Source organism: Actinomycetota bacterium, from assembly GCA_035759705.1.
Lineage (GTDB): Bacteria > Actinomycetota > CADDZG01 > JAHWKV01 > JAHWKV01 > JAJCYE01.
On record DASTUJ010000019.1, the window covers coordinates 32,346 to 45,970 of the forward strand.

Below are 13,625 nucleotides of genomic sequence, written 5' to 3' on the forward strand. Positions count from 1 at the left end.
CAGCACCGGCCCGGCGGACGGTTCGGCTGGCCGGGCCGCGCATTCACGCAACAGGGCCGTCGAAGGCTTTCCTCACAATTTCCAGAGCTTTAGTAGCATCGACCCCCAGTTGCCGTGCTTGCATGGCGAAGGTTTGAGCCGGGCCGGCCAGCAATCCCTCTACCTCGCTTCGCCGCCGCATTCTGTCGGGAACCGGTGCCACGAAGGTGCCGTGACGGCCTCTAGGTATCAACAATCCCGAGAGCTCGAGCTCTCGGTAACTTCGCGCCACCGTCCCGCTGGCCAGTCCGAGATCTTTAGCCAGTTGCCGAATGGTGGGAACGCGCGTGCCCTCGGTGAGGACTCCAGCACTGATCATGGTCGCAATCTGCGCTCGGACTTGCTCGAAGGGTGGAAGGGGGGACGAGGGGTCTACCTTGAGCATCAAGGCGAGTGCGCCTCCACTCGAGCGTCCCACTGCATGCGCCGTGGTCTGGTCAACGTAAACCAGGCCACGAATGCGGAGATGATCGCCAGCGCTCCAACCACTTGAGCGACCAACCCGCCTGGACCTTCAAGGGGAGCGAAGCCCATCGCCTCCCCCGCAATCGCCAGACACATCAAGCCAAGTCCTCCGGCCGTTATGGCGTGAGCTGAAGTAGAGCGGAGAACATCGTCCACCACCTTTTCCCCAGCCGACGACGCCGACTGTCGCCGGGAGACGATCAATCGCAACACCCCCTCAATCCCGGCAATCAGGAGGCCCACCGCCAGGGTTGAGGCTAAAAACCTTCCAGGGCTGGCTTCGGGGACGTTGGCGGGTGAGCCCGTGATCCGGGCGCCCACCGGAGTGAAAGCGTAGACACCCTCCAGGACGATGAAGACCAGAGCCGCAGATCTAAAAAGGCTGAGAGCCTGTAAGGGTACGTAATCGGTGACCACCCGGGGCTTGAGCGATGCAATCCCAGATGCCTTAGCCGGACGGTTCATCAGCAACTCTGCCACCAGTGCCCCAAGCAGGTATCCCACGAATCCGAATATCGCCGCCTCCAGGGGGCCGAGCCCTTCCTGCAGCGTGAGGGACAACAAGATCCCGCCCAGGAACCCCGCAGCCCTGCACCGCCTGGTCCAGGCAAGATAGCGGCGTACCCGCGGTCCTGCACTTCCCAGGGAAACTCCGTTAGCCTTCGCCCACCTCTGGAGGTCGCCCTCACTAATTCGCTGGGCCCGGTACAGCAGGAAAGCAACCAACAGCAAAAGCAATGGCAAAACTGCCAACTCGATCGGTCCCAGCAATCTGATATCCATGACATCCCGTCCTTTGTATCAATGTCTTATAACAATAGGACGATTGTGGATTCCGCGCAAGAAAAAATGCCCGGATCGACCCAGGGCCCTACGGATCGTCTATGCGTAAACGAGCCCATCACCCGAACCGGACAGGGGATCTGGCCGGCGAGCCAAGCGCGAGGCCGCCAAGCCGATAGTGAGGAAGCCCGGGTGACGGAGAAGGCCGGGAGATCTTTCCGGGCTGATAGGTCAAAGCCGTTGACGTCGTCCCGGACTTGTCCCGGAAGGAAGGCCTGCTGACGTACCAACCGCTCGGGTCATTGAGCCGGCGGAATGTCGGCCGGCTCCAAAGGTTCCAGTGCTCCATCGCCCCGGACCATGCTGATCTGCATGCCACTTGCGCTTAATTTAGATTCGCCTAAACTTAGATTTATGCAAGTCACAGATACTATTCAGGACTACCTCAAAACGATCTACTCGATCGCCCGGGCGGGCGACGGCGTGCACACCAGCGCCATCGCAGACCGGCTGAAGGTAAGCCCCGCCTCGGTCACCTCTATGGTCAAAAAGCTGAGCGGTCTCGGGTACCTGACCTACACCCGATACCAGGGCGTGGAGCTCACCGAAAGCGGTACCGAGGTCGCCTTGGAGGTCATCCGGCACCACCGCCTGCTCGAGCTCTACCTGCACCACTCGCTCGGTATTCCGTGGGACCGGGTCCACGACGAGGCCGAGGTCCTGGAGCACGCGATCTCGGAGGACGTTGAGGACGCAATTGCGAAGATCCTCGGTAACCCCACCCACGACTGCCACGGCGACCCCATTCCGCCGAAGAGCGGCGTCTATCTGGAGACCCGCCACGACACCCTGGAGCAGGCGGAGCCCGGCCCCGCCCGGGTCGAGCGCGTGTCGGATCGGGACCCGGAAGTTTTGAGGCACCTGGCCAAAATCGGTTTACAGCCGGGAACGGAGATCGTCATCGAACGCAAAGATCCCTACGGAGGCCCGGTCTGGGTGAAGGTCGGCAAGCGCCGCCACGCCGTTGGAACCGAGCTGACCACCAAGGTCTACGTTTCGAAGGTGCAGCCGTGAACCTGCGTCTGCCCCGTCGCGCCCCCCGATCCAGCGCCTCGCCCCTGACCCCGGTGATCAGCCGGCGCCAGCTACTGAAATTCGGTTCGCTGGGGGTCGCCGGCGCGGCATCCAGCACGCTGGTAGGCAAGGTCGCCGCAGCCGCCGAGCAGCACGTCCACCGGGTGGCCGGCGCCGCGGGGGTTGCGACCGATGACCACAGCGGACACTTCGGCAACATCAGCGTGGGCGACGTCGACCTCTCCCGCTTCGACCCGATGGACTACCTGAAGGACTTCGACCCCGGCAAGGTCTCCACCACGGCCGACGGCAAGACCCTCCGGGAGTACGACATAACGGCGGTCGACGTGGAGATCGAGGTTGCGCCGGGCGTGAAGTTCGCGGCCTGGGCCTACAACGGCAAGGTCCCGGGTCCCACCCTTCGGGCGACCGAGGGAGACCTGATCCGCATCAGGTTTACCAACGCAGGATCCCACCCGCACACCATGCACTTCCACGGCTTCCACACCGCCGGTATGGACGGCGTGTTCGAGCTGGTCGGCCGTGGGGAGACCTTCACCTACGAGTTCATAGCCGAGCCCTTCGGCCTGCACCTCTACCACTGCCACACCCCGCCCCTCAAGCGCCACATCCACAAAGGCCTCTACGGCGTGTTCCTGATCGACCCTCCCGGCGGGCGGCCCCCGGCCAACGAGATGGTGATGGTGATGAACGCCTTCGACACCAACTTCGACGCCGAGAACGAGATCTACGCGGTCAACACGGTGGCTCACCACTACATGAAGCACCCGATCCAGGTGAAGCAGAACGAACTGGTGCGGGTCTACCTCGTGAACATCACCGAGTTCGACTTCTTGAACTCCTTCCACACCCACGCCACGTTCTTCAACGAGTACCGGACCGGGACGAAGCTGGAGCCGGACAACTTCACGGACACGATCATCCTGGGCCAGGGCGAGCGGTCGATCCTTGAGTTCACCTACAAGTTTCCGGGCGACTACATGTTCCACGCCCACATCAGCGAGTTCGCCGAGCTCGGCTGGAGCGGCATGTTCCGGGTGACGCCGTGAGCACCACTGAGAAGCTTCCCGACACCGAGACTCCGGCAAAGGAGAAGACCCCACGAAGCCGTCCGGCGCTGATCGCGCTGCCGCTGCTGTTCACTGCCGCCATCGTGCTGTTCTTCATCCAGCTCGGCCCGGCCGGCATCTTCCCGGGCAACTTCCCGCCGGTGGAGGAACTGACCTTCGGCCGGGTGACGCTTCAGGAGGACCAGATCAAGCTGGTCGTCACCAACGGCGGTCCGTCCGACGTCCAGATCGCCCAGGTGATCATCGACGACGCCTACTGGGACTTCTCCACCAGCGTCGAAGGTTCGGTCGAGCGCCTGAAGTCGGCAACTTTGACGATCCCCTACCCCTGGGTCGACACCGAGCCGGTAAACATCCGGCTGGTCACGTCGACCGGCGTGACTTTCGACCACGTCATCGACGTAGCCACACAGACCCCTGCCGTAGACGGCCGCTTCCTGCTCACCTTCGCTTTGATCGGCATCTACATCGGGCTCATCCCGGTGCTGATCGGTTTGACCTGGAAGCCGTTCCTGGCGACGCTCTCCCGCCGCTGGCTCAACTTCTTCCTGGCGTTCACCGCCGGTGTGCTGATTTTCCTGGCGTTCGAGACCCTCGACGACGCAGTCGGCGAGGCCGCCGGCCTGCCCTCGGCGTTCGGCGGGATAGGCATCGTAATCATGGGCGCCGCCCTGGCCTTCGTCGCCACCTTCCTGATCGGGCGGGCCTTCCGGGGCCGTCCCGGAACCGACGCGGCGGTGGTCACCGCCTTCACCGTGGCTGCGGGTATCGGCGTGCACAACCTCGGTGAGGGTCTGGCGGTCGGCGCTGCCTATCGCCTGGGGGAGATCGCCCTCGGAACCTTCCTGGTGATCGGCTTCGCTATCCACAACACCACCGAAGGGCTCGGAATCGTCTCGATTCTAGGCAAGCGCAAGGTGTCGATCGGCCTGCTGATCCTGTTGGGCGTCGTCGCCGGACTTCCCACCGTGCTGGGCGCCTGGGCCGGAGCGTTCTTCTTCTCGCCCACCCTGGCCACCGTGTTTCTCGCCGTGGCGGCCGGGGCCATCGCCCAGGTTGTCGTCGAGGTGCTTGGTGTGGTCAAGAGGTCCGAGGGGGGCCTAACGTCGGTTGAGGCGCTGGGCGGGATCGCCGTCGGCATCGCCGTCATGTTCCTGACCGGGGTGTTCGTAGCCGCATGACCAGGCTCGCCCCGGTACTCCCCCTTCTGTTCGTGCTGGCCGCCTGCGGCGGTGGCGGCTCAGCCGGCGGTGCGACCTCCAATCCGGCTGCCGCCCGCGGCGCCGATCTCTACAAGGCCAAGGCCTGCGCCAGCTGCCACACGGTCGACGGCTCGACGCTTGTCGGACCGACCTGGAAGGGCCTCTACCAGTCCGAGGTTGAACTAGAAGACGGGACCAAGGTCGTCGCCGACGATGTGTACCTCCACGAATCGATACTTAAGCCGAGCGCAAAGACGGTGAAGGGATTCCCGGCCGGCCTCATGGAGACGGTTATCAAGCCGGACTCCCTGACCTTCGAGGAGGCCCAGGCCCTCGTGGCATACATCAAGACCCTGAAGTAGCAGTTTCGGCCAACTCCCCTAGCTGCAGATTAGACTTCACCTCCCATGGCCAGCCCGCCCGCCCCGGGCGCTTCCGCCCCCAACTCCACCCGCGTCCGCAAGGCCGCCTTTTTTTCGCTCGTCATCACTCTCGGACTCGTGGCGGCCAAGGCAGCGGCAGCGCTGGCGACCGGGAGCCTGGCCCTGCTGTCCGAGGCGGCCAACTCGGCGCTCGACGTCGGGACGACCCTCATCACTTTCATCGCCGTCCGGATCGCCGCCCGCCCGCCGGATTCCGACCACCCGTACGGGCACGGCAAGGCGGAGAACCTCGCGGCACTGCTCCAGACAATGGTCCTGGTGGGCCTCGCCATGTACATCGCCGTGAACGCGATCTTCCGCCTCCGGACCGGCCACGCCGACATCGAAGCCGCCTGGTACTCGTTCGTGGTGGTCATCGGTTCGATGACGGTAGACGGCTGGCGGTCGACGGTCCTCAGGAAGGTCGCCCGGGAGGAGCGCAGCCCGGCCCTGGAGGCCGACGCCCTCAACTTCCGGTCCGACCTGCTCAGCTCGGGCGCCGTCCTGGTGGGCTTGATCCTGGTGAGAGCCGGTTACCCGGCGGTCGACGCCATAGCCAGCCTCGGGATCGCCGGCTACGTCGCATGGATGAGCATCAAGATGGGCAGGTCGAGCATAGACACCCTGATGGACCGGGCTCCCGCCGGGTCCAGCGCCCGGATAGGCCAGATCGCCTCCCGGGTCGAAGGGGTGGAGGAGGTGCGCCGGGTGCGGGTCCGGTACGTCGGGGGCGAACCGCAGACCGACGTGGTAATCGCCATCTCCCGGAGGGTCCCCCTGGAGCGGGCGCACGACGTGACCGAGGAGGTCGAGCGGGTCATCCGGGAGGAGGAGCCGGGGGCCGACGTGGTCGTCCACGTCGAGCCGCTGGCCGACGAGAAGAAGGTCGCCCAACAGGTCGAGGCGGTCGCCCTGCGGCAGCCGGTGGTGGCGGAGGTCCACAACATCGCAGTGACCTCGCACCCCGAGGGCGACCACATCTCGCTGCACGCAAAGTTCCCCGCCGAGATGGACCTGGAGAAAGCGCACGCACTGGCCGATCAGCTGGAGCGGGAGATCATGGGCGAGATTCCGGGAGTGGTCAGGGTCGACACCCACATCGAGCCGCTGGAGGAGGGCGCCTTCGGCCTGGACGTGACCGAAAGCCACATGCTTCTGGCGCAGTGGACCAAGCAACTGGCCGAGCGCCAGCCCGAAGTTCACGACTGCCACGAGGTTCTGATCACCGAGTCGGAGGAGGGCTTGGCCATAGTCATGCACTGCGAGGCGGAGCCGAAGCTGTCGGTGCTGGCCGTCCACGACGCATCGACCAGGATCGAGAATGCCACCCACCTCAGGTGGCCCGATGTGAAGCGAGTAACGGTACACTTCGAGCCGGTCGACAGCGGCTGAGAACAATGCGCCCTTCGTGATCTTGGTAAACTCGTTGTTCCCGGGGCTATAGCTCATTTGGTAGAGCGCCGCCATGGCATGGCGGAGGCGAGGGGTTCGAATCCCCTTAGCTCCACAATTACAGGTATGTAATTCTCTTCGATGTAGTCCTCGGCCGCGAGACACTCACCCCTTAGCTGGGGCATAGGGGGGTCCCGAAGTTAGGCCCCATCACAAGCCGGCAATTCGTGCACCGTTCTTTCCTGACCACAAAGCAGTCCCGACCTAACCGCAATTCTTAAATTTGCGTCACCGACGCAAGAAAATTCGCACGACACAACAAGCTCCCTGGTCTTCGCCTCCTAAATCAAACGAAGCGCTCGGTCTGAGACGCGAACCTCAACCCGCTGGCCCCAACGCAGTGTGAGGGCGTCGGCCTCGATGCCGTCCCCGAAGACGACCAGGCCGTCGGTCTCCGCCACCAGCGCCAGCTTCTCCCCGGCTTCCAGCCGTCCGCTCGTCAGCGAAGTGCCGGTCGCCCGGGACGGCCACGCCTCCCGCACGAACCAGCACAGCGCAGCGTCCGCAGGTCCCGGCATCCCCGGCGCAGACGCCCGCTCCCGGGCCACCGAGGCCAGCCAGCCGGTGGCGCCGGTTCCCGTCCCGACCAGCACGCCCGAGCTCGACTGGTGCTCGGTGCCCATTTCGCACACCAGGGCGTAGCGGGCGGACTGGTGGGACGGGTGGCCCAGGAACACCTCGTTCAGAGCGGTGAGGGTCTGGCCGTCGTCGGAGGATGCGGTGACCATCGTCAGGTGGTCGCTGGCAGGGTTGGCCCGGATCGCCCGGTGCAGCAGGCCGGCAGCTTCGCCCGGGGCGTGGCGGACCAGGACCCCGGCGTTCCTGCCCGGCTCCGGGTCGATCCCGATCACGACCTGACCATCGAGGTACTTCGCCACGTTCGCCACCAGCCCGTCCTGACCGACCACGACGACGACATCCCCAGGGTCGAAGGCAAACCGGCTGAGGTCGCCCCGCTCGACCCGTCCCCGGCGCCAGTCCGGGGGAATCGCCGCCGCAACCTCACCCAGGCTTTCCGTCGTGAGCTCGTGGCGCCGCTTGACCTCCTCCATGCTGCGCCCTCTGGTCGAGAGGAAAAACGCAGCCTGCCCCGGGGTGCCGTGCCGGGCGACCAGCTCGTCGAACTCGGTCTGGCGGTGGACCACCACAACCCGGGGCTTCAGGCTCACGCCGCCCCTCCGAACCGCCGGATCACGTCGGTGAGCAGATCGGGCGTGATCGTCAGGTTGTCGATGGCCGGCAGGTTAGCCGCCAGCTCGTTGAGCGCAAGTGCGGTCAACAGCCGGGCGTCGAGGTCCCGGTAGACGTCGATCCGTGCCGCCTCGCCGGCTGCAGCTGCCTCACCGAGCAGGCGGGTGGACGCCGCCTCGGCAGCGCCGAGCACCTCGGCACGTTCCGCCTCCGCCGCCGCGCTCACCCGAATGCGCTCCGCTTCGGCGACGTTGGCGATGCGGTCGGCCTCCGCCTTCTCGGTCGCCCGGCTGCGGGCGTTCGCGCCGTGTTGGGCAACCAGCTCCTCCTCCCGGCGGGCCAGCTCGATCTGGTTCTGCATCTCGTTCTCCGCAATCGCCCGCTCCCGCTCGACGGCGAGGGCCCGGCGCTCGAAGGTTGCGCGGTCGGATTCGGCCTGGACCTGCTCCCGGGTCGGCGTCTGAAGCGCCCGCTCCAGGTCGTTCTCGGCCCTGACCGCCACGACCCGGACGTCTCCGATCACCACTCCCCGCTCGGCAAGGCGGGCGTCGCCCACCAGCGCATCGGCTACCCGCTCCCCCACCAGCTCAATGCCCGCATTGAGCACCTCCTCCACCCCCAGCGTTCCGATGAGAGCGAGGGCCGGCTGCTGGCACAGCTCGGTCAGGATTCCCCCGACCCTCTCCAGCGGCGCGGAGTTCCACCGGCCGGTTTTCGGGTCGATGCCGAAGTCGATCCGGGTGGAGGCAAGGACCGGGTCGGTGAAGCGGTAGGTGATTGTTGCCTGGACCGTCACGTCCTGGAAGTCACGGGTCCGGGCGTGGAACAGAAGGGGCTGCTCCTGATCGGCGATGGGCACCTCGCTGAGGGCGCTGGTCAACGGCAGGAACCAGAACGCCAGCCCCGGGCCCTTGTGGCGCGGCCGTCCCTTCTGCAGGTGCACGACATACGCGGTTGGCTCGGCCCGCAGGTGGCGAACGAACGGTAGATGCTGAATCTCGGCCATCTTCATCTCCTTTTCCGGTTGTTTTCGTCATTAAGACGATAAGACCATACTGGATAAATGTCAATCTGACGATTAGTCTGGACAGATGACCGAATCACTTCATCTGACGGCCGCGGTAGCGGTTGACCTGGTCGTGCTCACCGTTCGGGAAGGGCGGTTCCTGACCGTCGTCGTCGAGCGCGGCATCCCGCCGTTCAAAGGCCGCATGGCCCTCCCGGGTGGTTTCGTCTTGAACGACGAAACACTTGCCGAGGCTGCGACCCGGGAGCTGGCCGAGGAGACCGGGGTTGCGGCAGAGACCGGCCACCTGGAGCAGCTGGCCACCTACGGCGACCCGGATCGGGACCCCCGCGGGCGGGTGGTGGCCGTTGCCTACCTGGCCCTGGTCCCCGACCTGCCCGACCCGGTGGCCGGGTCGGACGCTGCGGGCGCCGGACTCGAGTCGGTCGACGACCTGCTTTCCGAGCCGGACCGACTGGCCTTCGACCACCACCGCATCCTGTCCGACGGCGTCGAGAGGGCCCGGGCGAAGCTCGAGTACTCGACCCTGGCCACCGCGTTCTGCCCGGAGTCGTTTACGGTGGCGGAGCTGAGGGGGGTGTACGAAGCGGTCTGGGGTTTCCCGCTGGACCCCCGGAACTTCCATCGCAAGGTCACCTCGACCCCGGGATTCGTGGAAGAGACGGGAAGCCGCACCAGCAGGCAGGGAGGGCGGCCCGCTCAGCTCTACCGCCGCGGTGAGGCGAAGTTCCTCTACCCGCCGTTTCTTCGCTAGCCGGTGTCGAACGGCCGGGTCGGCGTACCCACGGAAAGAGGAACCGACGGAATGCATCCTAGAATCAGGACTGCCGGACCGATTTTTCCGTTCCCCAACACAGATGGGCAAACCGTTTGATCGAGTGGCTCCTGCTTGGGGTGGTCGTCCTGATGGTCGCCGCCAACGCGTTGTTCGTGGCGGCCGAGTTCAGCCTCGTGACTATCGACCGGCCCCTGGTGGAGAAGGCTGCCGGTGAAGGCGACGTACGGGCCGGGGGAATCCTCGCTGCGCTGAAGTCCCTTTCGACCCAGCTTTCCGGGGCCCAGCTCGGCATCACGGTTACCAGTCTGATTGTCGGTTTCATCGCCGAGCCCTCACTGGCGGCAATCCTGCTCGGGCCCCTTCGACGTGTCGGCCTGGCGGACTCCGCTACCGCGGTCGCGTTCGGAAGCGCATTCATCCTGACAACCGCCTTCCAGATGATCCTCGGAGAGCTGGTCCCCAAGAACCTTGCCCTGGCCCGCCCCTACCAGGTCGCCCGGGCAGTCGCCGGTCCCCAGCGGGCGTTCACCGCCGCCACCGGGCCGTTGATCGATTTCCTCAACGGCTCCGCCAACCGGATCCTGCGCGCCTTCGGAGTGGAGCCGGTGGAGGAGCTGGCCTCAGCCCGCTCCCCCCAGGAACTGCTCTCCCTTGTTCAGCGGTCACGCTCCGAGGGAACCCTGGAGAGCAACACAGCCAAGCTCCTGATCCGGTCCTTCAAGTTCGGCGGCCTCTCCGCCGCCGATGTCATGGTCCCGCGGCGGCGGGTGCGGACACTTAGCGTCGACTCACCCATCTCGGATCTCGTGGCGCTCGCCCGGTCCACCGGCCACTCCCGGTTCCCGGTGCTGGGCGAGGGGGTCGACGACCCGGTAGGCGTCGTGCACATCAAGCAGGCGATTGCAGCCCCCTTCGACGAACGCTCCGTCCGCCGGATCGGCGAAGTGATGATCCCGCCGGTCCTGGTGCTGGAGTCGACCAACCTGGACCAGCTGCTCAGCGTTCTCCGGGGAAGGGGCCTGCAGATGGCGATCGTGGTCGACGAGTACGGAGGGACGGCGGGGATCGTCACCCTCGAAGACCTGATCGAAGAGATCGTGGGCGAGATTGTGGATGAGCACGACCGGACCAACCTGCACGCCCACCGCCGGCCCGACGGGGTCTGGTCCCTGTCCGGGTTGCTCCGCCCGGATGAGGCACGGGAGCTGACGGGCCTTGCCTTCCCCGAAAGCGACGACTACGACACGCTCGGCGGCCTGATGGCGGGCGAGCTGGGGAGGATTCCGAAGGTGGGCAACGTGGCGGCGGTCACCCTCGAAGAGGTCCCCGTGGTTCTGACGGTGCAGAGAATGGACGGATTCCGGGTGGACCGGCTGCTGGCGGACGTCCAGGCCGACCCGGCATTCGGTGGGAACGACCAGTCGTCGGAGGGTGCTGCCGATGAGTAACGCCTCTGCCCTGCTCATCGGCGCAGCCCTCCTCATAGGCAATGCGTTCTTCGTGGGGGCCGAGTTCGCATTGATTTCGCTGCGGCGTTCGCAGATTGAGCCCCGGGCCGAGACGGGCTCCAGGCCGGCGAGGATCACTCTCAAAGCCATGGAGAACGTGTCGCTCATGATGGCGGGAGCCCAGCTTGGGATCACCATGTGCTCCCTGGGCCTGGGGGCCATAGGAGAGCCCGCGGTGGCTCACCTGCTCGAGGTTCCCTTTGCCGCGATGAACCTTCCCGAGCCGCTGCTCCACCCGATCGCTTTCACCGTCGCCCTGGGGATTGTGGTCTTCCTTCACATGGTCCTGGGCGAGATGGTCCCCAAGAACCTGGCGCTGGCGGGCCCCACGAGGTCGGCCCTGCTTTTGAGCCCGATTCTCTACGCCATTGTCCTGGTCCTGAAGCCCTTGATAGTCACCCTCAACGCCATCGGAAACGCGATCCTGCGCCTGTTCAAGGTCGAGCCTAAGGACGAGGTGGCCTCGGCCTTCACCCGGGAAGAGGTGGCCGCGCTGGTGGCCGAGTCCAAAAAGGAGGGGCTGCTGAAAGAGGGCGAGCACGAGCTGCTGGAGGGGGCCCTGTCGTTTCCGGAGCGCAGCGTTCGCACGGTGCTGATCCCCACCTCCCGGCTGGAGGTGTTGGGCACCGGCATCACCGCCGCCGACGTGGAGGCCAAGTCGGCGGAGACCGGGTTCTCCCGGTTCCCGGTGCGCGACGCCGAGGGCCAGCTGATGGGCTACCTGCACTTGAAGGACGTCCTGGAGGAGGACCCCGCCAAGCGGGTGCGTAAGATCGCCGCCAAGCGCATCAGGCCCATGCCCACCCTGGCCGCCGACGAGCCCCTCGACTCGGCCCTTCGCTTGATGCAGGAGCGCGGCACCCACCTGGCTCGGGTGCACGAGCCGGACGGCAGGTTCATCGGCGTGGTGACCCTGGAGGACGTGCTGGAGGAGCTGGTAGGGGTAATCCGGGACGCCACCCAGTCGGCCTAGAAGCTCATGGGTCCCGGCGGCGTACGAACTCGCTGAACCTGAGGAGCAGGTCGTCGGTCTGAAGCCTCACGGCCTTCAGGTCGAGGGCCATCAAATCGGTCGGAGTCCCCTCGGAGAGTCCCCGCACTTCATCGAGCCTGCCCTGCAATGCGGCAGAAAGCGGCCCGGCCGGCTCCAGCTCCAACGCCTCGGTGAGGTACCTCAGCATCGAGTGAAGCTGCTGCATCACCCCGAAGACCTCGAACATCTGCCCGGCGACCTTCGGCGAGCTGCGCCAGGTAGACCCTTTGAACGTCAGCTGAGTCACCTTCTGGCCGGCGCCGAAACAGTCGTAGGCGATACAACCCGGGAACCCCTCGGGCCGCAGGCGCTCGTGGATGCTGCAGCGAAAGTCGGTTGTGAGCTTCGGGCAGGGTTTGCCCGCCGGCTTGCTGATCGCGAAGTCCGAGGAGACCGCAAAGGCCGGGGCGACACAACAGAGCCCGCAACACTTCTCGCAGTCGGGCTTGAGGTCCGGGCCGGGGGCATAGGGCACGGTTGAAGGTTAACCGTGGTTTGCCGCCACTACACTTCTGCCGATGGCAGACGAGCAACAGGTCGAGATGCTTCTCAACTCCGTGGGCGAGTGGAACGGCTGGAGGGCGCGCAACCTCAAAACCCGGCCGAACCTTCGGCACGCGGACCTGACGAAAGCCAACCTGAGGAGAGCCGATCTAAGGCGGGCGGACCTGCGCGAGGCGGTTCTCCACCGCGCGAGCCTCAGCGAAGCCCGCCTCGGCGGAGCCGACCTCACCCGGGCAACCCTCAACGAGTCGGATCTCATTGCGGCCGACCTGAGCAAGGCGGTGTTCGCCCGGGCCTCTCTCGTAGGGGCTTTGATGCTGGGGGCAAACCTCCGGGGCGCCGACCTCAGCGTGGCCGATCTCCGGGGCGCCGACCTTCGTGGTGCCGACCTGAGGGGAGCCGATCTGTCGCAGAGCTTCTTTCTGGTCCAGACCCAGGTCGAGTCGGCAACCGGCGACCTGCAGACCGGGCTTCCGCCCTCCATCACGCGGCCGCACCACTGGGGCGACCTGGAAAATAAGGGGAACAGGCTTTAGGCGCGCACCTTCTTGCCGGTAGGTCGGATCTAACCTCCTGGTCGGGAAGCAGCATCACGACGCGATCGCGGCGACGTAGTGTACCGGGGGCATCCGGGTCGAAGGGCTTCCGGAAGCTAAGCCCACCCCGCCCTTTGATTGGCCGAAGTAGATTTGTGGCTATGGCCGACCGGATCCAGACCCTGAGGGAGCTCAACCGGACCATCCTGGCCCGCCAGATGCTTCTGTCCCGGGACTCCGGCGCGGCAACCGAGGCGGTCTCCCGGCTCGTCGGCCTGCAGGCGCAGTCCGCCGTGGCGCCGTTCGTCGGGCTGTGGACCCGCGTTGAGGGCCTCAGCCGGGAGGAGGTCGCCCGTCTGATCGAAGACAAGACGATCCTCAAGGCGACGATGATGAGGGGCACGCTGCACCTGCTCACGGCGGCGGACTATCTCGAGTTCCGCTCCACGCTCCAGCCGGTGTTCGACGCCGCCCTCGCCGGGATTCTCAAGGGCCGGGCGGACGGCCTCGACGTGCTGAA

General features: G+C 65.9%; 15 protein-coding genes and 1 tRNA gene. 11 read left to right on the forward strand and 5 right to left on the reverse strand.

Annotated elements, in window-relative coordinates; genetic code table 11:
• Positions 1-43: 43 nt before the first annotated feature.
• Both VFV09_01250 and VFV09_01255 read right to left on the reverse strand, forming a co-directional pair.
• The gene (locus VFV09_01250; GenBank protein HEU4866329.1) at positions 44-424 is read right to left on the reverse strand and encodes a GntR family transcriptional regulator; all 381 of its coding nucleotides are present in this window, start codon (positions 422-424) and stop codon (positions 44-46) included.
• On the reverse strand, positions 424-1,068 hold the full coding sequence (locus VFV09_01255; GenBank protein ID HEU4866330.1) for a hypothetical protein: 645 nt from the start codon (positions 1,066-1,068) through the stop codon (positions 424-426). The genes VFV09_01250 and VFV09_01255 overlap by 1 nt, the downstream gene beginning before the upstream one ends.
• 633 nt (positions 1,069-1,701) lie before the next feature.
• On the opposite strand from VFV09_01255, the gene VFV09_01260 reads away from it, so the two are divergent.
• The 6 genes from VFV09_01260 (at position 1,702) to VFV09_01285 (ending at position 6,583) form a co-directional block, all read left to right on the forward strand.
• Positions 1,702-2,361: a metal-dependent transcriptional regulator gene (locus VFV09_01260; protein HEU4866331.1), complete on the forward strand. Its 660-nt coding sequence runs from the start codon at positions 1,702-1,704 to the stop codon at positions 2,359-2,361.
• Between the two features lie 2 nt (positions 2,362-2,363).
• Positions 2,364-3,431 carry a multicopper oxidase domain-containing protein gene (locus VFV09_01265; protein ID HEU4866332.1) on the forward strand — a complete coding sequence of 356 codons (1,068 nt, stop codon included), beginning with the start codon at positions 2,364-2,366 and terminating at the stop codon, positions 3,429-3,431.
• Positions 3,428-4,633, forward strand: a complete 1,206-nt coding sequence (locus VFV09_01270; GenBank protein HEU4866333.1) for a ZIP family metal transporter — start codon at positions 3,428-3,430, stop codon at positions 4,631-4,633. Before VFV09_01265 ends, VFV09_01270 begins: the two co-directional genes overlap by 4 nt.
• On the forward strand, positions 4,630-5,016 hold the full coding sequence (locus VFV09_01275; protein HEU4866334.1) for a cytochrome c: 387 nt from the start codon (positions 4,630-4,632) through the stop codon (positions 5,014-5,016). The genes VFV09_01270 and VFV09_01275 overlap by 4 nt, the downstream gene beginning before the upstream one ends.
• 45 nt (positions 5,017-5,061) lie before the next feature.
• Positions 5,062-6,468, forward strand: coding sequence for a cation diffusion facilitator family transporter (locus tag VFV09_01280; protein HEU4866335.1), 1,407 nt, complete (start codon positions 5,062-5,064; stop codon positions 6,466-6,468).
• Between the two features lie 42 nt (positions 6,469-6,510).
• Positions 6,511-6,583 (forward strand) — tRNA-Ala (locus VFV09_01285).
• A 226-nt stretch (positions 6,584-6,809) separates the two neighbouring features.
• Here the strand turns inward: VFV09_01285 and VFV09_01290 are convergent.
• Both VFV09_01290 and VFV09_01295 read right to left on the reverse strand, forming a co-directional pair.
• A complete protein-coding gene (locus VFV09_01290; GenBank protein ID HEU4866336.1) occupies positions 6,810-7,697 on the reverse strand; it encodes a hypothetical protein in 888 nt (295 codons plus the stop codon).
• Positions 7,694-8,725 (reverse strand): SPFH domain-containing protein, encoded by a 1,032-nt coding sequence (locus VFV09_01295; GenBank protein HEU4866337.1) that lies wholly within the window; start codon positions 8,723-8,725, stop codon positions 7,694-7,696. Before VFV09_01295 ends, VFV09_01290 begins: the two co-directional genes overlap by 4 nt.
• An 85-nt stretch (positions 8,726-8,810) precedes the next feature.
• Between VFV09_01295 and VFV09_01300 the strand changes: the two genes are divergently transcribed.
• From VFV09_01300 to VFV09_01310, 3 genes are all read left to right on the forward strand, one after another.
• Positions 8,811-9,500, forward strand: coding sequence for an NUDIX domain-containing protein (locus VFV09_01300; GenBank protein ID HEU4866338.1), 690 nt, complete (start codon positions 8,811-8,813; stop codon positions 9,498-9,500).
• 116 nt (positions 9,501-9,616) lie between these two features.
• A complete protein-coding gene (locus VFV09_01305) occupies positions 9,617-10,972 on the forward strand; it encodes a hemolysin family protein (GenBank protein ID HEU4866339.1) in 1,356 nt (451 codons plus the stop codon).
• The gene (locus VFV09_01310) at positions 10,965-12,005 is read left to right on the forward strand and encodes a hemolysin family protein (protein ID HEU4866340.1); all 1,041 of its coding nucleotides are present in this window, start codon (positions 10,965-10,967) and stop codon (positions 12,003-12,005) included. The genes VFV09_01305 and VFV09_01310 overlap by 8 nt, the downstream gene beginning before the upstream one ends.
• 4 nt (positions 12,006-12,009) lie before the next feature.
• On the opposite strand, the gene VFV09_01315 is transcribed toward VFV09_01310, so the two are convergent.
• On the reverse strand, positions 12,010-12,540 hold the full coding sequence (locus tag VFV09_01315) for a hypothetical protein (GenBank protein HEU4866341.1): 531 nt from the start codon (positions 12,538-12,540) through the stop codon (positions 12,010-12,012).
• 43 nt (positions 12,541-12,583) lie between these two features.
• Here VFV09_01315 and VFV09_01320 point away from each other — a divergent pair, with 43 nt between their 5' ends.
• Both VFV09_01320 and VFV09_01325 read left to right on the forward strand, forming a co-directional pair.
• Entirely contained in the window at positions 12,584-13,105 is a 522-nt protein-coding gene (locus VFV09_01320; GenBank protein ID HEU4866342.1) for a pentapeptide repeat-containing protein, read from the forward strand.
• Between the two features lie 161 nt (positions 13,106-13,266).
• Positions 13,267-13,625: crosslink repair DNA glycosylase YcaQ family protein (locus tag VFV09_01325; GenBank protein ID HEU4866343.1), on the forward strand; the 359-nt coding region annotated here is incomplete at its 3' end.

Coding starts and splice junctions, on each gene's coding strand:
- VFV09_01250 (HEU4866329.1), bottom strand. CDS start 424: ATGCTCAAGGTAGACCCCTCGTCCCCCCTTCCACCCTTCGAGCAAGTC.
- VFV09_01260 (HEU4866331.1), top strand. CDS start 1,702: ATGCAAGTCACAGATACTATTCAGGACTACCTCAAAACGATCTACTCG.
- VFV09_01275 (HEU4866334.1), top strand. CDS start 4,630: ATGACCAGGCTCGCCCCGGTACTCCCCCTTCTGTTCGTGCTGGCCGCC.
- VFV09_01280 (HEU4866335.1), top strand. CDS start 5,062: ATGGCCAGCCCGCCCGCCCCGGGCGCTTCCGCCCCCAACTCCACCCGC.
- VFV09_01295 (HEU4866337.1), bottom strand. CDS start 8,725: ATGGCCGAGATTCAGCATCTACCGTTCGTTCGCCACCTGCGGGCCGAG.
- VFV09_01300 (HEU4866338.1), top strand. CDS start 8,811: ATGACCGAATCACTTCATCTGACGGCCGCGGTAGCGGTTGACCTGGTC.
- VFV09_01310 (HEU4866340.1), top strand. CDS start 10,965: ATGAGTAACGCCTCTGCCCTGCTCATCGGCGCAGCCCTCCTCATAGGC.
- VFV09_01320 (HEU4866342.1), top strand. CDS start 12,584: ATGGCAGACGAGCAACAGGTCGAGATGCTTCTCAACTCCGTGGGCGAG.